The sequence below is a fragment of the Gemmatimonadales bacterium genome, from assembly GCA_036500345.1.
Classification (GTDB): domain Bacteria; phylum Gemmatimonadota; class Gemmatimonadetes; order Gemmatimonadales; family GWC2-71-9; genus Palsa-1233.
Genome location: DASYCE010000026.1, coordinates 1 through 19127, shown reverse-complemented (window position 1 = coordinate 19127; position 19127 = coordinate 1). Strand labels below are relative to the sequence as shown.

Annotated in this window: 18 protein-coding genes; 17 read left to right on the top strand and 1 reads right to left on the bottom strand. The window is 65.0% G+C overall.

Features of this window, described 5'->3' with window-relative positions; genetic code table 11:
• The first annotated feature begins 2 nt into the window (after positions 1 to 2).
• The 16 genes from VGM20_11275 to dapF all read left to right on the top strand — a co-directional run bounded on the left by VGM20_11275 (position 3) and on the right by dapF (position 16598).
• The gene (locus VGM20_11275) at positions 3 to 596 is read left to right on the top strand and encodes an aminodeoxychorismate/anthranilate synthase component II (protein ID HEY4101442.1); all 594 of its coding nucleotides are present in this window, start codon (positions 3 to 5) and stop codon (positions 594 to 596) included.
• A gap of 85 nt (positions 597 to 681) precedes the next feature.
• Entirely contained in the window at positions 682 to 1434 is a 753-nt protein-coding gene (gene kdsB, locus VGM20_11270) for a 3-deoxy-manno-octulosonate cytidylyltransferase (GenBank protein HEY4101441.1), read from the top strand.
• Positions 1431 to 3095 carry a CTP synthase gene (locus VGM20_11265; protein HEY4101440.1) on the top strand — a complete coding sequence of 555 codons (1665 nt, stop codon included), beginning with the start codon at positions 1431 to 1433 and terminating at the stop codon, positions 3093 to 3095. Before kdsB ends, VGM20_11265 begins: the two co-directional genes overlap by 4 nt.
• Positions 3092 to 3907, top strand: coding sequence for a 3-deoxy-8-phosphooctulonate synthase (gene kdsA / locus VGM20_11260; protein HEY4101439.1), 816 nt, complete (start codon positions 3092 to 3094; stop codon positions 3905 to 3907). Before VGM20_11265 ends, kdsA begins: the two co-directional genes overlap by 4 nt.
• Complete coding sequence (locus tag VGM20_11255; protein HEY4101438.1) at positions 3900 to 4454, top strand: HAD hydrolase family protein; 555 nt, start codon at positions 3900 to 3902, stop codon at positions 4452 to 4454. The genes kdsA and VGM20_11255 overlap by 8 nt, the downstream gene beginning before the upstream one ends.
• Positions 4451 to 5410 (top strand): KpsF/GutQ family sugar-phosphate isomerase, encoded by a 960-nt coding sequence (locus VGM20_11250; GenBank protein HEY4101437.1) that lies wholly within the window; start codon positions 4451 to 4453, stop codon positions 5408 to 5410. Before VGM20_11255 ends, VGM20_11250 begins: the two co-directional genes overlap by 4 nt.
• An 8-nt stretch (positions 5411 to 5418) precedes the next feature.
• Positions 5419 to 5952 (top strand): LPS export ABC transporter periplasmic protein LptC, encoded by a 534-nt coding sequence (gene lptC, locus VGM20_11245; GenBank protein ID HEY4101436.1) that lies wholly within the window; start codon positions 5419 to 5421, stop codon positions 5950 to 5952.
• On the top strand, positions 5949 to 7328 hold the full coding sequence (locus VGM20_11240; protein ID HEY4101435.1) for a hypothetical protein: 1380 nt from the start codon (positions 5949 to 5951) through the stop codon (positions 7326 to 7328). Before lptC ends, VGM20_11240 begins: the two co-directional genes overlap by 4 nt.
• Positions 7325 to 8077 (top strand): LPS export ABC transporter ATP-binding protein, encoded by a 753-nt coding sequence (lptB, locus tag VGM20_11235; GenBank protein HEY4101434.1) that lies wholly within the window; start codon positions 7325 to 7327, stop codon positions 8075 to 8077. Before VGM20_11240 ends, lptB begins: the two co-directional genes overlap by 4 nt.
• Complete coding sequence (rpoN, locus tag VGM20_11230; protein HEY4101433.1) at positions 8074 to 9621, top strand: RNA polymerase factor sigma-54; 1548 nt, start codon at positions 8074 to 8076, stop codon at positions 9619 to 9621. Before lptB ends, rpoN begins: the two co-directional genes overlap by 4 nt.
• A complete protein-coding gene (locus VGM20_11225; GenBank protein ID HEY4101432.1) occupies positions 9618 to 10571 on the top strand; it encodes a DPM/DPG synthase family glycosyltransferase in 954 nt (317 codons plus the stop codon). The genes rpoN and VGM20_11225 overlap by 4 nt, the downstream gene beginning before the upstream one ends.
• 4 nt (positions 10572 to 10575) lie before the next feature.
• Complete coding sequence (locus VGM20_11220; GenBank protein HEY4101431.1) at positions 10576 to 11721, top strand: glycosyltransferase; 1146 nt, start codon at positions 10576 to 10578, stop codon at positions 11719 to 11721.
• Entirely contained in the window at positions 11714 to 12649 is a 936-nt protein-coding gene (locus VGM20_11215; protein HEY4101430.1) for a lysylphosphatidylglycerol synthase domain-containing protein, read from the top strand. The genes VGM20_11220 and VGM20_11215 overlap by 8 nt, the downstream gene beginning before the upstream one ends.
• Complete coding sequence (locus VGM20_11210; protein ID HEY4101429.1) at positions 12627 to 15035, top strand: hypothetical protein; 2409 nt, start codon at positions 12627 to 12629, stop codon at positions 15033 to 15035. Before VGM20_11215 ends, VGM20_11210 begins: the two co-directional genes overlap by 23 nt.
• Positions 15028 to 15759 (top strand): polyprenol monophosphomannose synthase, encoded by a 732-nt coding sequence (locus VGM20_11205; GenBank protein ID HEY4101428.1) that lies wholly within the window; start codon positions 15028 to 15030, stop codon positions 15757 to 15759. Before VGM20_11210 ends, VGM20_11205 begins: the two co-directional genes overlap by 8 nt.
• Entirely contained in the window at positions 15756 to 16598 is an 843-nt protein-coding gene (gene dapF, locus VGM20_11200; GenBank protein HEY4101427.1) for a diaminopimelate epimerase, read from the top strand. Before VGM20_11205 ends, dapF begins: the two co-directional genes overlap by 4 nt.
• Positions 16599 to 16965: 367 nt before the next feature.
• Here dapF and VGM20_11195 read toward each other — a convergent pair whose 3' ends face one another.
• A complete protein-coding gene (locus VGM20_11195; protein HEY4101426.1) occupies positions 16966 to 17634 on the bottom strand; it encodes a tetratricopeptide repeat protein in 669 nt (222 codons plus the stop codon).
• A gap of 222 nt (positions 17635 to 17856) precedes the next feature.
• On the opposite strand from VGM20_11195, the gene VGM20_11190 reads away from it, so the two are divergent.
• On the top strand, positions 17857 to 19127 hold a 1271-nt coding region (locus VGM20_11190), incomplete at its 3' end, for a hypothetical protein (GenBank protein ID HEY4101425.1).

Genomic DNA, 19127 nt, shown 5'->3' with positions numbered 1-19127 from the left:
CGATGCTGCTGGTGCTCGACAACTACGACTCGTTCACGTTCAACCTGGTGCAGTATTTCGGCGAGCTGGGCGCCGAGCCCACGGTGAAGCGCAACGACGACCTCACGGTTGCCGAGGCGCTCGCCCTGGCGCCAGAGGCGATCGTGATCTCGCCCGGGCCATGCACTCCGGGCGAAGCAGGGATCTCGGTCGACCTGATCAGGGCCGCGGGAGAGGCCGGGATTCCGGTGCTCGGCGTCTGCCTCGGTCACCAGGCGATGGCTGAGGCGTTTGGCGCCAGGGTGGTACGTGCCGCACGGGTAATGCACGGCAAGACCTCCCCCGTAGTTCACCGGGGGGATTCGCTCTTCAACAGCGTTCCCTCACCGATCGAGGCGATGCGTTATCACTCCCTGATCGTCGATCCCGCGAGCGTGCCGCCGGCGCTGGAGGTGATCGCGTGGACTGGAGATCGCCCGGAAGGCGAGGAGATCATGGCGATGCGGCATCGCGACCACCCGATCTGGGGGGTCCAATTCCACCCGGAATCGGTAGGAACCAGCGCCGGGAAGCAACTGATCACGAACTTCCTCTCGCTCGCAGGTGCTGTAGCGTAATCGGTTGTTTGTCAAGCGTTTAGGCGCTTCGACGGCAGTCCGGCACGCATTTTGACAGCGGGCGCTCCATCTGATACTTTGCATCGTGCCCGTCCTGCTGGTGGTCCCCGCCCGCGTCGGCTCCACGCGACTTCCGTCAAAACCCCTTCTCCCATTGGGCGGGGCGCCCATGGTGGCCCGCGTGATCGAGCGCGTTCGGGAGGTCCCCGGCGTCGACCGAGTGGTCATGGCCACGGACAGCGCGGAGATCGCGAAGGCTGTGGCGCCGTGGGCCGTCGAAGTGGTGATGACCTCGTCCGACCACGCCAGCGGGACCGACCGGATCGCCGAAGTCGCGCAGCGGCCGGAGTTCGGGGAATTCGATCTCATCGTAAACGTTCAGGGAGATGAGCCTTTCATGCCGGTCGATGCAGTGACCGGTGCGATTGGTCGAGTCCTGCGAGGCGATGACATCGGCACCGCCGCGGCTCCACTCGATCCTGCGCTCCGCGACGACCCGGCGCGGGTCAAGGTGGTCTGCGACCAGGCGGGACGCGCGATGTACTTCTCGCGGTCGCCGATCCCGCACGTGCGTGATCCGGTGGATCTCGACCGGACCCGGTGGTGGCAGCATCTGGGCGTGTATGCCTACCGCAGGGGACCGCTGCTCGACGTCACCCGTCGCCCGGTGACGGCACTCGAGCAGAGCGAGCGGCTCGAGCAGCTTCGCGCGCTCGACGCTGGATACGTGATAGGCGTTGCATTGCTGGAGGCCCCGGCCGAACCGGGGATCGATACACCAGCCGACCTGGCCGCCGCAGAGCTGCGGTGGCGCGAACTCGCCGAGGTGTCGCCATGACCACCCCTCCTCGCACCACCAAATTCATCTTCGTGACCGGCGGCGTGGTCTCGTCGCTCGGCAAGGGCATCGCGGCGGCCTCGCTGGGGCGATTGCTGGTCGAGCGCGGTCTCGCCGTGACGATGATGAAGTTCGATCCGTACATCAACGTCGACCCCGGGACAATGTCGCCATTCCAGCACGGCGAGGTCTACGTCACCGATGACGGCGCCGAGACCGATCTCGACCTGGGGCACTACGAGCGGTTCATCGATCGTTCGCTGGCACAGCAGAACAATGTCACCACCGGCCGTGTCTACCAGACGGTGATCAGCAAGGAACGTCGCGGCGAATATCAGGGCGGCACGGTCCAGGTCATTCCGCACATCACCGACGAAATCAAGGCGGCGCTCAAGCGCTCGGCGCCGGGGCACGACGTGGTCATCGTCGAGATCGGCGGCACGGTCGGCGATATCGAGTCGTTGCCGTTCCTCGAGGCGATCCGGCAATTTCGCCAGGATGTCGGGCGAGACAACGCGATCTTCGTGCATCTCACCCTGGTGCCGTTCATCGCTGCCGCCGGTGAACTCAAGACCAAGCCGACGCAGCACTCGGTACGCGACCTGATGCAGGTCGGGATCCAGCCCGACATGCTGATCTGCCGCAGCGAGCGTGCCCTCGACCCCGAGATCAAGCGGAAGATCGCGCTCTTCTGCAACGTGGACTTCTCCGGGGTGATCGAGAGCCCCGATGTGAAGAGCATCTACGAACTCCCGCTGCGATTCTTCGAGCAGGGGTTCGATCGCGAAGTCTGCGCCCGCCTGCATCTCGAGACCCGCGAGCCCGATCTCTCGAAGTGGGGCGCGATGGTCCAGCGGATCCTGCATCCGCAGTCCCGCGTGCGGATCGCTGTGGTTGGCAAGTACACCGACTTGTCGGATGCCTACAAGTCGGTGGGCGAGGCGTTGCTGCACGGCGGGATTCCCCATGATGCCGGTGTCGACATCACCTGGCTGTCGAGCGACCGCTTCGAACGCGAGTCGCCCGCGGCACTGCTCGCCGGCTTCGATGGCCTGCTCGTGCCGGGCGGCTTCGGCGAACGCGGCATCGAGGGGATGATCCGCGCCATCGAGTACGCACGGTCCGCACAGCTGCCCTTCTTCGGCATCTGCCTCGGCTTGCAGGTGGCGATCATCGAATTCGCGCGCCACGTCTGCGGCATGGCCGACACCAGCTCCACCGAATTTGCTCCCGACTGTCCGGATCCTGTGATCGCTCTCATGGCGTCGCAGCGCGACGTCAAGGATCTCGGCGGCACGATGCGCCTCGGCGCGTATTCCGCCCGGCTCCGCGCCGGCAGTCGCGTGGCGCAGGCGTATGGGACGTCGGAGATCTCCGAGCGCCATCGGCACCGCTGGGAAGTGAACAACGCGTATCGCGACGTGCTTGCGGAGCACGGAATGCGGCTGTCGGCGCAGTCCCCCGACGGCGGGCTGGTCGAGATGATCGAACTTCCCAACCATCCGTGGTTTGTCGGCTGCCAGTTCCACCCGGAACTCAAGTCGCGCCCGACCCGTCCGCACCCGCTCTTCTCGGCGTTCATCGGCGCGGCGCTGGTGCATCACAACGCCGGCGCGACCGACACGCCGACCCCGCAGGCTGTGGCGGGCGTCACATCGTGACAGGCTGGCAGTTTGGCGGAGGTCCCTTCCTGATCGCCGGTCCGTGCGTCGTCGAGGATGACGACACGATGTTCCGGATCGCCGATCAACTCGCGCAGGTCGGCGATCGGCATGGCATTCGTGTCTGCTACAAGGCGTCGTTCGACAAGGCGAATCGGGCCCGTGGTGATTCGCCGCGCGGACCGGGGCTCGACGCGGGGCTCGAGATCCTCGCCCGGGTGCGTGAGCGGTCAGGGCTTCCGGTGCTCACCGACGTGCACGAACCTGAGCAGGCGATGCCGGCGGCCGATGTCGCTGACGTGCTGCAGATTCCGGCGTTTCTCTGCCGCCAGACCGACCTGCTCGTCGCCGCGGGTCAGACGGGCAAGCCGGTGAATATCAAGAAAGGCCAATGGGTTCACGCCGGCGCAATGGCGGGAGCGGTCGGGAAGGTGCGGACCGGCGGCAGCGGCGACATCGCCGTGACCGAGCGCGGAACCTTCTTCGGTTATGGCGACCTGGTGGTGGACTATCGCAACTTTGCGCGCTTGCACGAAGCGACCGGTTGCGCCGTGATCTTCGATGCGACGCACAGCGTGCAGCAGCCGGGGCAGGCGCCGGGCGGGGCGAGCGGCGGGTTGCGGGAGCATATCCCGGCGTTGCTGGCTGCGGCCGCGGCTGCCGGAGCTGACGGGTTTTTCATCGAGACGCATCCCGAGCCCGAACGCGCGTTGTCGGATGCTGCAACACAGTGGCCGCTCGATCGCCTCGACGGACTCATCGAGCAGACCCTGGCGGTCTGGCACACCGCTCACGAGCGCGCCGGTGTTTGACGCCGCGATCGCCAGGAAGATCCGCCTCCTCGGTCTCGACGTCGATGGCGTCCTCACCGAGAACGACAGCTGGATCGGCGAGCTGCAGGGCACCCGGGTCGAGTTCAAGCGATTCGACATCCAGGATGGTTTCGGCGTGCGGCTGCTCCGCGGCAGCGGAATTGACATCGCGTGGGTCACTGGCCGGACGTCGCCGTCGACGCTGTTGCGCGCAGCCGAACTCAAGGTCAAGACGGTGGTGACGGTGGAGGCGTACGACAAGGTCGCCGCCTTCGACAAGGTGTTGGCCGAGAAAGGGATCGGCTGGGACGAAGTCGCGTTCGTCGGCGACGACATTCCCGATCTCCCGGTGCTCAAGAAGGTCGGCCTGCCGATCGCCGTCGCCAATTGCCGCGAGGAACTGCGGGCGACATGCAAGTACGTCACCGAGGCGCGCGGCGGTCATGGCGCAGTACGCGAGGTGATCGACAACCTGCTCAAGGCCCGTGGTGAATTCGACGCGGCAGTGAACCGGTTCTTTACCGAACGCGGCCAGGTCCCGACGTGATCACCACCACCGACGCCGTGGCCACCGCTCGCCGGACGATGCGCCTGGAAGGCGAGGCGATTCTCGCCGCGTGCGACCGGCTCGACGGCGACTTTGGCTCGGCGGTCGATCTTCTCGCGACCGGGGGTCGCGTCGTGGTAAGCGGCATCGGCAAGTCCGGTATTATCGCGCAGAAGATTGCCGCGACGCTCACATCGACCGGGACGGCCGCGACGTATGTACATCCGGTCGAATCACTTCACGGCGATCTTGGCCTCGTCGACCCGCAATCGGTCGCGATCCTGCTGAGCAAGAGCGGCGAAACCGAGGAACTTTTCGGCCTGCTGGCGGCGCTGGTCCGGCTGGACGTGCCGGTCGTCGCGATCACGGGGGTGCGCGATTCCACTGTCGGTCGTGCGGCGCGAGTGGTGCTCGACGGATCGGTTGTCGAGGAAGCATGCCCGCACGATCTCGCGCCGACGACGAGTACGGCGGTGGCGCTCGCGATCGGCGATGCGCTGGCGATGGCGCTCCTCGAACGGAAGGGATTCGGACGCGAGGATTTCGCAGTCCTGCATCCCGGTGGGAGGATCGGCCGGCGATTGCTCCTTCGCGTGCGCGACGTCATGGTGCCGGCCGACCGCGCGGTCCGCCCCGACGCACCGATGCGCGATGTCGTGGTGGCGCTGGCGCACGGGCGCGGCATCGCAATGGTCCTCTCCGATGGTGCACTGCGGGGCGTGATTACTGCCGGCGATCTGACTCGCCTCGCCGAGCGGATGCCGGGATACATGGAGGTCGCCGCAGGCACGGTGATGAGCTCACGCCCGCAGACCGTGCGCGCCGATGATCTCGCTGCCGCGGCACTGGGTCAGCTCGAACGCCACAGCATCATGGCAGCGCCGGTGCTTGGAGCAGGTGACGAGGTGGTTGGCGTCGTCCATCTGCACGATCTCCTCCGCTCGGGTGCCGGGTGAGGCGCGCGGTGTTCGCTGCGATCGTTCTGGCCGGATGTGTCAAGCACGGCGTGGCACCGCACGGGACCGTCGCGGCCGACAGCGCCGATCAGGTGTACGACTCGATGAACTTCGACATCACGCGGAACGGCGTCGTTGTATCGCATGTGGTCGCCGAGTCGGCCTGGGTCTACCAGGGGCGGCAGGTCGCCGATCTCAAGAAGATGACGGTGACGTTCCACGATTCCACCGGGGCCCCCACGTCGACGATCACGGCCGACAAGGGGATCTACTCGATGCGACTGCAAAACCTCGACGCGCGGGGAAACGTCGTGGCGACGTCGCCGGGTGCGAAGGTGCTCAAGACGGAGCACCTGGTGTATGACCGTTCGCGGAATCGCATCAACGCCGATACGTCGTTCACGTCGACATCGCCACAGGGAAACATGGCAGGCGCGTGGATCGAGTTCGATCCGGGGTTCACGCACGTCACGATCAATCGTCCGTCCGGCCGTCAGAAGGGGAAGGGGATCCTGATCCCCGGCCCGGGGGGCGCGCGGTGAAGTCGATTCTTAGCGCGGCCTCGCTGCTGCTGGCGGTCGCGACGTCGCTCTCGGCGTCGACGCGTCCGTGCCAGATCTACCTACTCGGTGCCAAGCACAATCTGGTGAGCAACCAGATCATTCCCGGCAACACCGACTATGACATTGGTGGCGAAGTGCGCTTTACGTGCTACCAAGATCGGACCGTGCATCTCGACGCCGATTCGGTGAGCATCAAGAGCGGTCAGTACATGCAGTTGATCGGCCACGCAGTCTATTACGACACCGCGTATCGCTTCACCGCCGATTCGATGATCTATCACACACCAATCGAGAAAATCGAGGCGCGGCGCAATGTCCACGTCCTGGACCTCCATTCCGGCTCGACGCTGGTCGGTCCCTACGTCGATTACTGGCGGCAGGTGAGGGGGATCAACGACAGCGCGCGGGTAGTGGCGATTGCACGGCCGGTCGTACGCTACTTCACCCGAACGACGGTGCGCGACACGGGTGCCGAGCATCCTTACGTGCTCAGCGGCGATCGCCTGATCGGGTTTGGTCAATCGAAGCTCTGGGGGAGCGGCGGCGTGACGATCGATCGCCAAGCCTTGCACGGCGAAGGCGACTCGATGGCGTTTGTCCGGAACAAGGACGCCAGTGTCGGGCAGTTGCTCGGGCCCAAGTCAATGCTGCATCGCGGTGGGGCCGATTCGTTCACCGTCCTCGGCCACGAGATCCGGCTCGCGACCGCCGCCGACAAGCTACGCGAGCTCCGGTCGTTCACCGATGCGCAGGTCCTTCGTGGTGCGTCCCGGATCACCGGCGACACGATCGTTCTCGGCTTCACCGACGAGAAGCTTGGATCGACGATCGCCTGGGCACGGAAGACCGGCGCCACTTTGCACAGCGCAGGATATGACGCGCGCGGCGATTCGCTGGCGGTCGATTCTCCGGCCGAGATCCTCCGCGAGGTTCGTCTCTTCGGCGACGGGGTCATCGTGAATCCGCGCGACAGCGGTGCGACAAGACCGCCGCTCACTCCCGGCGACAGCGTCACGCCGGACACGTTGCGCAACACCATCTGGGGCGACCGGATCCTGGCCCACTTCAGCCAGGTCGACTCGGCAGGCACGCTCGTCTCCCACCTGTCGCAGCTGCATTCGTACGGCAAGGCCGCGTCTCTCTATTCTCGAGTGGTGGTCAAGGATGGCAAGAAGTCACCGTCCACCAACTACACCCGCGCCGACACCATTCTCATGGTGATGCGATCCGGAGACTCGACCGGCGTGATCTCGGTGCAGGCGTTCGGGCATGTCGACGGCCTGGAGCAGGAAACGGCGTCATTGCGCCACCCTGCCGACACGACCAAGCGGGCGGGAAAGGTGATCGTCCCGTGACCGTCCTCCACGCCGAAGGATTGCGCAAGACCTATCAGCGACGCGCGGTCGTCAATGACGTCGCCGTTGATCTTGCCCAGGGCGAGATCGTCGGGCTTCTCGGCCCCAACGGGGCGGGGAAGACGACGACGTTCTACCTGATCAGTGGATTGATTCGACCAGAACAGGGGACGATCCGTCTCGACGATGTCGATGTCACCGACATGCCGATGTATCAACGCGTCCGTCGCGGTCTCGGTTACCTGCCGCAGGAGCCGTCGATCTTCCGTCGAATGACCGTGGAGCAGAATGTCCTGGCGATCCTTGAAGTCCTCAACCTGCCGCGAGCGGAGCGGTATCGCCGGCTCGATGCGATGTTGGCCGAGCTGGGGCTGACGCCGCTGCGGCATGCCGTGGCCTACACGCTGAGCGGCGGTGAGCGGCGGCGACTCGAGATCACCCGCGCCCTGGCCACGTCGCCCAAGTTCATGCTCCTCGACGAGCCGTTCGCCGGTGTCGATCCGATCGCGGTGCACGACATCCAGACGATCGTTGCATCGTTACGCGACCGCGGGATCGGCGTGCTGATTACCGATCACAACGTCGAGCAGACACTGGAGATCGTCGACCGCGCCTACATCATGCATGAAGGGACCGTGCAGGCTGCCGGCAATGTCCGCGACCTGGTCTGGAACGACCGCGTCGCCGAACTCTATCTCGGACCAACGCTGACGGCACGACTGCGACGGCAGATGGAACGCCCCACATGAAGACAGGCCTGCATCAGCAGACCGGCCTGCGGCAGGAACTGCGCATCAACCCTCGCCTCTATCAGGCGATGGACATGCTCTACATGCCGATGCTCGATCTCCAGCAGCATCTGCAGCAGGAGCTGCTCAACAATCCGTTCCTCGAACTGGAGGAGCCTGAGGAAGAAGCCACGCCCGAGAAGACGACCGAGCAGGAGCAGGAAGAGGTCAAGAAGGACGACGAGATCGACTGGGAAGAGATTCTGACCAACGGATTCGAGGTCGGAGGCCAACGGGAACAGTTCGAATCGCTGCAGTACATCGAGCCGGTGTCGGTCGAGACACGTGATCTGGCCGATCACCTTCGCGATCAACTGCAGATGCTCGACATTTCGCCGCGTCTCCGCCTGATGTGCGAGGAAATCGTCGGCAACATCAATGATGATGGATATCTCGGCGCCACGGCCGACCAGATCCTGGAATCGGTCAACCGCTGGCTGATGTCGAACAATCCGGCGGCACGCCCGCCGGAGGCTGATCCGTTCGACTTCGAAGAGGAGAGCGAAGTCGAGTCGGCGTCCCATGCCGACGGCGGCGCGAACGGAAACGGCAACGGTTCGTTGCTCCCGCCGGGCGTGGCACTCTTTTCGATACCGGAATTCGACGCCGCACTGACGCTGATTCAGGCGCTGGATCCGCCGGGGATTGCCGCGCGCGACCTTCGCGAATGTCTGATGCTGCAGCTCAAGGACGCCGGCGACACGTCATCGTTGGCATACCGGTTCGTCGATGAGGCGTTCCCCGACCTGATTGCGCATCGATGGAATGATCTCGCGCGGAAGTTCAATGTCGAGCCGCGCGCCGCCCAGGAGGCGGTTGATTCGCTGGCACGATTCGAGGCGAAGCCTGGGCTCAAGTACTCCGATCGGAGTGACGCGTATATCACCCCGGACCTGATCGTCGACAAGATCGACGGCCGCTACCACGTCTTCCTCAACGACACGGGCGTGCCGCGCCTGCGGCTCTCCCGCGCCTATCAGGAGCTGGCCCGCGATCGCACCAAGATGACCGCTGAGAACCGTGATTTCATCGCCTCCCGGATGAACAGCGCGACTTGGATGGTGCAGGCGATCGAGCAGCGCCGCCAGACGATGCTCAAGGTGATGAACTTCATCGTCGACCGGCAGCGCGACTTCTTCGAGAAGGGGATCGAATACCTGCGCCCGCTGACGTTGCGGGAGGTCGCCGAGGTGATCTCGATGCACGAATCGACGGTCAGCCGAGTGACCAACGAGAAGTACGTGCAGACGCCCCGCGGCGTCCTGCCGCTCAAGTTCTTCTTCTCCAGCGCACTGTCGACGGCGTCAGGCGAGGACGCGTCGGCGCGTTCGATCCGCGCCAAGCTCGAGAAGATGGTCGCCGAGGAGACGCCGGCGAAGCCGCTCACCGATCAGCAGATCGTGCATCTCTTCGAGGAACAGGGGATCCAGATCGCCCGGCGCACCGTGGCCAAGTACCGCGATCAGCTCGGGATCCTCCCGGCGCGGATGCGGAAGCGGGTATGACGGCACCAACGCGCGTCTCGATGCTGGTTCCTGCCAAGGATGAAGCGGAGAACCTCCCGGAATTCATGCGACAATGCGCGGCGGCGCTCCCGCCGCTCGGCGTTCCCTTCGAGGTTGTCGTGGTTGACGACGGCTCCCGCGACAACACGCCGGCGGTGCTGCAGCGACTCGCCGGCGAGTATCCGTTTCTGCGCGTCGCAACGCATCTGCGCCAACGCGGGATCGCCGACGCCCTGCGCACCGCGGCCGACGTGGCCAGCGGCGACATCCTCGTCTTCTATCCGGCCGACCTCCAGTATCGTCCGGAGGACGTCCCGTCGCTGGTGACGCCGATCCTCGAGGATCGCGCCGACATTGTGACCGGGACCAAGCAGGGGAAGTACGAGAAGGCGTTCGTGTCGACCGTCTACAACACGCTTTGCCGCTGGCTCTTCGGGATCAAGGTCACCGACCTCAACTCGGTGAAGGCATTCCGGCGGGAGATCATGCTGATCCAGCCGCTGCGCCCCGATTTCCATCGATACATGGTCGTCATCGCCGCCGCGGAAGGCTTTCGGCTGACCTCGACGCCGGTGCCGCTCTACCCACGGACCGCCGGCGTGTCGAAGTTCACCTGGAGGCGCATCCCGGTCGGCGTCCTCGACATGCTCTCGGTATGGTTCCAGCTTCGCTTTGGCCGCAAGCCGATGCTGTTCTTCGGCATCGCCGGGGCCGCGCTCTTTCTCGTCGGCTTCGTCGCGGGTCTTGTCGCCCTGGTCCTTCGCTTCGGATACCTCCTCGGCTTCGCATCGCTGAACACCGGATTCCGGCCGTTGCTCAACCTGGTCGAGATGATGGTGATCAGCGGGTTCGTGCTGTTCGGATTCGGCTTCATCGGTGAAATGCTGGCCGGCGTGCGCGAAGAACAGCGCGAGCTGCTGCGCCGCCTGCAGGCACATCGCCCTGAGTGAGTCATTGCGGGTCGTCTGGATCACCCATAATTATCCCCGCTTCCGCGGCGATATCGCTGGTGCATTCCTGCATCCCCTCGCGGTGGCGCTGCGCACGCGCGGTATCGATCTTCGGGTCGTAGCGCCTAGCGATGGCGGCGCGGGTGGGGTGGAAGAACTCGACGGGGTGCCGGTGCGCCGCGTGCGATATGCGCGGCCGGAACGCGAACGATTGGCGTACGGCGGGATGAATGCGCGATCGATCATGTCGCCGACCGGGATGATGACCTTCAATGCGCTCAGACGCGCGCTCAGGAGAGGCGCGCGAGAGGAGCTGCGCAGCGCGGGGGCGAACGTCATCCATGCGCACTGGTGGCTGCCCGGCGGACTCGCGGCGCCTGCCGGGGCGCGGATGGTACTCACGTGCCACGGTTCCGACGTGCAACTGCTCGAACGAAGCGCCCCGGCGCGATTCCTTGGACGACGCGTCTTTCGCCGTGCGAAAGTCGTGACGACCGTGTCGCGGTCGTTGGCGGAGATCGTCGAGCGCCGTACCGGGGTCCACGTGGCAGAGAGCGGCGTTCAACCGATGCCAGTGGTGAGTGTCGACCGGCCATGGAGCGCCGGCGGCGGCGGGTTCGTCGTGATCGGCCGCCTCACGCCGCAGAAGCGCGTTCATCTCGCGATCGAGGCGGTAGCCCACGCACGAGAACTGGGGGTAGACTGTACACTGCACGTTGTCGGCGATGGCCCTGAGCGTGCCGCGCTCGAACTGCGTGCGGCCGAACTCGGCATCGAGGCGCACGTCCGGTTCGTCGGAGAGATCGCGCCGGCGGACGTCCCCACGGTCCTCGCGACCGCAGATGGCTGTATCATGCCGGCCGTCGGTGAAGGGTTCGGCCTCGCAGCAGCGGAGGCGTTAATGCAGGGTGTCCCGGTGATCGCATGCCGGGATGGCGGGGGACTGGCCGACGTCGTCATCCAAGGGGCCGGCGGGTGGATTGTCCAACCGGCGGCGGCCGCGATTGCCGACGCCATTCTCGACCTGCTGAATACTCCCGACGCCATGCCGCACGCACGGCAGGCAGGTTTGCAGTGGCGTGACCGGCTGTCCGCCGACGCGGTGGCTGAGCGTTGTCTCACCTGGTACGAGGGTGCGCTTCATGCGTAAGACGAGTTGGCGCGTGGCGCAGGCGGTTGGCGGCGCAATCATTCTGTATTTCCTGGTCCAGAAGACCCGAGCAGATTGGGCCAAGGTGCAGGAGCAGCGGATTGTCTGGCACCTGCGCTGGGAATTCATCATTGCCGCGCTGATCGTGACGTGGGCGATGTACGGTGTCCTCATCTGGGGCTGGCGCGCGGTGCTGGCCGGGTGGGGCGAACGGCTGCGTATCGTCGACGCCGCGAGAATCTGGAGCATCTCCAGCCTCGGCAAGTACATCCCCGGGAAGATCTGGTCGATCGCCGGGATGGCGATGATGGCCCAGCAGCGCGGCGTGTCGGCAACGGCGGCGACCGGCTCGGCAGTTATCATGCAACTGGTGTCGCTGGCAACCGGCGCGATGCTGGCGCTTGCCCTCTCCGGCACCGACCTCCTCAACCGCCTCGCCGGCGGCTTCGGCGCGACGGCGGCGATCGTGCTCGCATCGCTCGCCCTGGTGATGGCGATCGGACTCACGTCCCCGTCGGTCACGCGGCGAATCGGATTCGTCCTTGGCAGGCCGGAAGCCATCCGCCCGGTCGATCCGAGTGCGCTCGCCGCCGCTCTGTTCGCCAATCTCGTGGCGTGGGCCGGCTATGGCATCTCATTGCAGCTCCTCCTTCTCGGCACGCTGCAGGGGATCGATCTTCCGTGGACTACGGCAACGGGCGGGTTCGCCGCATCCTATGTCCTCGGCTACGTCTTTCTCTTCATCCCGGCCGGGTTCGGCATCAGGGACCTCGCGTTGTTCATGCTCCTCCGCGACACGATCGGCGACGCACCGGCGCTGGCAATTGCCGCAGCTTCCCGCGTAGCATTGACGATCAACGAGGTCGGCGTGGCATTGCCATTCCTTCTCTTCCGGAGAAAACCGAGTGACATCATCCTCCCGGTCTGACGACTGGTTCACGCCGAGGTTCCCCCTCCTGATCGCGGGCGCGGTATTCCTGGTCGCCGCGCTGGCGCTCTTCTACCCGATGCTCTCGGGGCAGTTTCTCGGCGGCCAGGACCAGATCGTCGCAGGCTACGCCTTCCGGGCGCTGGCAGAGCAGGGGATGCACCAGAGCGGCCACATTCCGCAATGGAATCCATACATCTTCGGCGGGATGCCGTTGTGGGCGGTGCCCGGACATTTCGACGTCTTCTACCCCACTGCGTGGCTTCGCTGGATCGTCCGCGCCGACACGGCGCTGACCCTCGCCTTCTTCATTCATTTCATCGTCGCCGGCATCGCGATGTACGCGCTGTTGCGGGCGCTGCGGGTGAGTTGGACCGGATCGGTTGTGGGCGGCCTGGCGTACGAACTCACTGGCGCCGTGGCGTCGCAGATGAATCCGGGGCACGACGGCAAACTTTTCGCGGCAGCACTGGCGCCATTCGCCTTGCTCGCGCTGCTGCGCGCGATCCGCGGCGGTCGTCGCGGCTATTTCGGCTGGTTTGCGCTGGTGATCGGGCTGGTGATGCTCACACCACACTATCTGGCGGCGTACTACATCCTGGTTGCGTGCGGACTCTTCACCCTCTGGCTGGTCTTCCTCGATCCTGAGCGACCCGCCACGATGAACCCGATCGTCACGCTGGCATGTGCGGCCGCAGCCGTCGTGGTGGGGCTTGGTGTCGCAGGGGTCGAGCTCATTCCAGTGCAGCACATGGTCGCGTATACCGCGCGCGGCGCCGGTGGCGAAAGTCTCGGCTACGCCTATGCCAGCAGCTGGGGGATGGCGCCGGTCGAACTGATGTCGATCATCCTCCCGCAGTTCAATGGCCTCGATCAGTTCTACTGGGGGCCGAACTTCTTCAAGACCGATACGCCGTACATGGGCGCGGTGATCTTCGCGCTGGCGATCCTCGGCTTTGGTGCCGTCAAGCGCCGCAAGCTCCTGCTGCCGCTCGGCGTGATCGGAATCCTCTTTCTGCTGGTGTCATGGGGCGGCTATTCGCCGTTCTACCACTTGTGGATCCTGATGCCGAAGATGGGGCAGTTCCGGGCCCCAGGATTGGCGTTCTTCATCGTGGCGCTGGTCGGATGCGTGTTCGCGGGATTTGGTGTCGACCGTCTCTTCGACGGTACGTCGACGACGCGGTCGATCTACACGATATTCGGGGTCCTCGGCAGCATCGCGCTGCTTGGGGTCGTCGGCGCGCTTCAGGGTCTCGCCGAGGGGCTCGCTGGTCCGGCAAAGGTGCCTGAGGTCGTTGCCAACGCGCCGGAACTGACAGCCGGGAGCGCGCGGCTTCTCGCGGTGATCATCGTCGGCGCCGTGATCGTGATTCTGGTTCGGCGCGGGATCTTGCGCGGCCTGGCGGCGGCACTTCTTCTCGCGGCGATCGTCATCGGCGACAACTGGTCGATCCTCCAGAAGTTCGCGCCGTGGTTTCCGCCTGCTTCAACGGTCTACGCCGACGACCCGTTCATGATGCTGATGGAAAAGTCGCCGCTGCCGTACCGGGTCTATTCACCGGCGTCCCCGGATAATCCTGATCCGCAGCAGCATCAGCAATTCGCCTCGCTGACGCTATACGCCGGCGCGCGCCTGATGGTCAACGGCATTCCAATGTTGCTCGGTTATCACGGCATGGAAGACCGATTCTTCGACGCGCTCCTCGGTGGAAAGAACGTCTGGCAATATCAGCTTGCGCCGCACATGTGGGACCTCTTCGCGGTCAAGTACGTGGCGCTGGCACGCAACGCAGACTCGATCCCGGGGTACCATCGCATCGCCGGTCCGATGCAGCTCTCCGACATGGTGGAAGGTCCACGCGAAGGGACCCTCTTCGAACGCGATTCGGCGATTCAATGGGTCCGTGTCGTGCCGGCCGCTGCCAAGCTTGCCGATGACCAGATTCCGCAGACGGTCGCGAGCACTGCCTTCGCGCTGAACAGCTACGTCGTCTTTTCGGACACAGCGACGGTGAACGCGCCGCCGCTCGCTTCCACTGCGCCGCTTCCGGCGCCGTCGAACGTCCAGGCGAAGCTGACAGCATGGGCACCGGGTGCGATGTCAGTCGCGCTCACCGGTTCCGATCCGCAGACGAGCTACCTCGTCGTCGCTGAAAACTGGTACCCGGATTGGCACGCCACCGTCGATGGCAAGGACGTCACGCCTTTGCGCGGCGACGGGTCGCTGCTCACGGTGCCGCTGCCGGCAGGGGCGAAGAGCGTGACGCTCACGTACGACATCGCGGCGTACGGAACCGGGAAGCTCGTCACCCTGATCTCCCTGATCCTGGTCGTCGTGGTACTCGGCATCGACCGCATTGGCGTCCGGAAGACCGATGGCTGAACGCGGGCTGGTGGTTGTTCCGACATACAATGAGTGCGAGAATCTGCCGAAGATCGTTCCGGCGATCCTCGAGCAGGATCCGCGGCTCGACATCCTCGTCGTCGATGACGGGTCGCCGGACGGCACCGGCGCGATCGCCGATCAGTTCGCCGAGGCCGATCCGCGTGTCCACGTCCTCCACCGGACCACGAAGGAAGGGCTGGGGCGGGCCTATCTCGCCGGATTCCACTGGGCACTTCAGCGCGACTACACCCACATCTTCGAGATGGACGCCGATTTTTCGCACGACCCGGCCAATTTGCCGCGCTTCCTCCAGGCAGCCAGCGATGGCGGCCTCGGCGACCTGATCATCGGCTCGCGCTATGCCAGCGGCGTCAACGTGATCAACTGGCCGATGAGCCGGCTGCTGCTGTCGTGGTTCGCGAACAAGTACGCACGCTGGATCACCCGCCTGCCGCTCACGGACGCCACCGGCGGCTTCAAATGCTTCCGCAGGGAAGTGCTGGCGGCGATCCCGTTCGACAAGGTCCGGTCCAATGGCTACGCCTTTCAGATCGAGATGACCTTTCGGGCGTGGAAGAAGGGATTCAGGCTGACGGAGCTACCGATCATCTTCACTGATCGCAGCGAAGGACATAGCAAGATGAACCGGCGGATCGTAGTCGAAGCGATCTGGATGGTCTGGTGGCTGCAGCTTCAGGGCTTGTTCGGGCGGCTCGGATGACGATCGTATTTCACAAGATGACCGGCTCGGGGAACGATTTCGTCATGATCGACGGCCGGACCTCCGCGCCGGAGGACTGGACGACCGGTCGGATCGCCGAAATCTGTGATCGCCGGAACGGCGTCGGCGGCGACGGACTCGTCTTCGTCACACCCGAGGGTCCCGACACTGTTCGGATGACCTACTTCAACAGTGACGGATCACCGGCCCCGATGTGCGGCAACGCCGCGCTCTGCTCGACCCGTCTGGCAGCTCGACTCGAGATGGCCGACGCGGCAGGGATGACCCTGGTGACCGAGGCGGCGACTTTCGCGACCCGCTGCGTCGGTCCCGGACAGATGGCAGAGCTCCACCTTCCGGACGCCCCGGTCCCTCGGCCGGTCGACACGACGCTTCAGCCCGGCGAGCGCTGGATCCGCCTCGGCGTCGTCGGGGTCCCACACGCGATCGTCCTGGTGGACGATGTCGCCAAAGTCGACGTGATGGCGCGGGGACGCACCCTCAGATTCGATCCGGCGCTCGGTGCTGGTGGCGCCAACGTGAACTTCCTCTCACAGACCTCACCTTCCAGTAGAACTAGAGGTGCGGGCGACTCGCCGGCGTGGACCGTTCGGACCTATGAACGCGGCATTGAGGCGGAGACACTCTCCTGCGGGACTGGAACGGTGGCTGGGGCGCTCGCGCTCGCGGATGTCGGGCTGGACTCGTTGCCGCTCCAGTTCCTCTCCGCAAGCGGTCGGATCCTTTCGGTCAGCGCTACCGTGGACCACGGGCGCGGGTCCGCCATCTGGCTCTGCGGCGAGGGGCGAGTTGTGGCGCGGGGTGTCTGGCTCTCCTGAACTCCCAGCAAACCTGCTGCGAGCTTCCAAACCAATAGACAATGGGGGAAGGTGGATAACGATCGGTTTCCCACACTTATCCACCGTACAACTTAACATAATATACATTATACGTCGTAGTTTACACAGCCAGATCGCTGAATCAGTGACCTACGTAACCCGTTTACTTCCAGTTGGTTAGGTCTGAATTGCCGAGCTGGCTGGCTAGCTCTTGGCAAGCGTTCAGCTGAATCAGCTCGTCCGGTCCATCACTGCTGGTCGTTCCGGAGGAAGGCCCCGGCAATCGTTGGGTGTCGATTGCTGGCATGCAGAAACCAGGTCGCTTGCTAGAGGAAGGCGTTCCTCGCCCAGCGGGAAAATCAGCGAATCAGGAGTGTGCGGTCAGTTCAGCGAGCCGGACCTGGGCTTCGCTGTACGCAGCGGTCTTGGCGTACTTGGTCACGATCTCCGTGTAGATCGACTTCGCCTCGTCGGCCTTGTTCGCGAGCCTGGCGGCCCGGCCTGCGTCCAGGAGCGAGCTCGCCTTGAGGTAATCCACGGTGGCGAGGTCCGATCCCTTGCGATAGGCAGCCTCAGCTTCGGCGAATTTCCCCATGTTCTCGTAGGCGGTGCCGAGCAGGTTGTTGGCGGGTGATGCGTAGGTCGGAGGCGGATTGGTCTTCAGGAACGCCTCGAGGGTGGAAATGGCCAGCTCGTTCTGGCCGGCGACGAGCTTCGCCTGCGCCAGCCCGAGATTGGCTTCGTACGCCGCCGGAGTTCCGCTGTACGACGAGGCGACCCGGGTGAATCCCTGGACGGCGACGCCCCAGTTCTGCTGTGCGGCGGCATCGCGGGCCTGCTCGAGTGCCTCGGCGGCGAAGGCCTGCTTCCGCTGCCCGGCGGCAACCATGAACCACGCGACGAGCCCGATGACCAGCACTGCTGCTCCAGCGATCCCGAAGATCCGGATCCGCTGCGGCGTAAAGAACGGCTGCGCGTCGGGATCGCCTGTCGCCGGGATCGCGGTGGTAGCTGTTGCCTTACGGGTGGTCGCCATGCCGGTCACTCGAGAAAATGGTAGTCGGAGGAAGCCCTGAAAAATGGCTGGACGCAGCCCGAAACGCCAGAGCGGTGCCCCGTCCGGCGCCTGGCCGATCCGAATCGATCCGCCTTGCAACAATGTACCGCGCCATAACTTGACACCACCCGTCGCGCCAGCTAATTGAGAGGCCTCGCAAATCATTGTGGCTCCCAACCTCGCCTCTCACCGGAGTTGCTCGTGGCGTCACCTCGTGGGTCCGATCAGCACCTTCCGCTTTCCTCCGACTCTCCCGTTTCCGATTCCACCACAACCGAGCCCCCAACCGAGACCACCCGGCGCGACTTTCTCGCGGCCGCGGGCCTCGGCGTGGCGTACACCGCGATGCGGCCGACGTTCGGCCGCGCGCTCCGCGGCGATCGGGTCGCATCGCCGTTCGAGTATGGGATGGGCGTGCCGCAGGACGAATCGGCATTCTCGGGATTGCGATGGCGCCTCATCGGTCCGTTCCGCGGCGGCCGAACCGATGCCGTGACCGGCGTTCCGGGGCGGCCGAATGAGTTCTACTTTGGCGCGGTCAACGGCGGTGTGTGGAAGACGGTCGATGCCGGACGTGTCTGGACGCCAGTGTTCGACTCACAGCCGGTGGCGTCGATCGGTGCGATTGCAGTCGCGGCGTCGTCGCCCGACACGGTGTATGTGGGCACCGGTGAATCAACGCTGCGCGATTCGACCGGATTCGGCAACGGTGTCTACAAGTCCACCGATGCTGGCAAGACGTGGCAGCACCTGGGCCTTGAGAACACGCAGCACATCGGCAAGATCGCTGTCGATCCACGCAACCCGAACATCGCCTTTGTCGCGGTGATCGGTCATCTCTATGCGGCGAGTCCCGAGCGCGGCGTCTTCCGTACCATCGATGGCGGGAAGACGTGGCAGAAAGTGCTCTACAAGGACGAGAACATCGGTGCCGCGGAAGTTGTGATCGACCCGAGCAATCCGAAGATCGTCTATGCCGGTCTCTGGAACACCCGTCGCCCGCCGTGGTACACCTATGCTCCGACCAACGGACCCGGGGGCGGCATCTTCAAGTCAACGGACGGCGGCACCACGTGGAAGCAACTCACCGTCGGCTTGCCGAAGGAAGGGATCGGCAAGACGGGAATTGCCGTGGCGCCGAGCAACCCGCGGCGCGTGTATGCGGTGGTCGATTGCCTCGTTCCTGAACCTGGCGCGCCAGCACCAGCGGCGGGTGGCGGCCGCGGCGGTGCAGCGCCCGGTCAAGGTGGCTTCTTCCGTTCCGACGACGCCGGCGCCACTTGGACGAAGGTGTCGGGGGACAATGCGCTGTGGGGTCGCGGGTGGTATTTCGAGCACATCGCCGTCGATCCGCACAACGCCGACGTCGTGTACGTCCCCAACGTCGCGGTGAGCCGCACCAAGGACGGCGGTAAGACCTGGGTCGCATTGCGTGGTTCGCCGGGCGGCGATGACTACCATCAGGCGTGGGT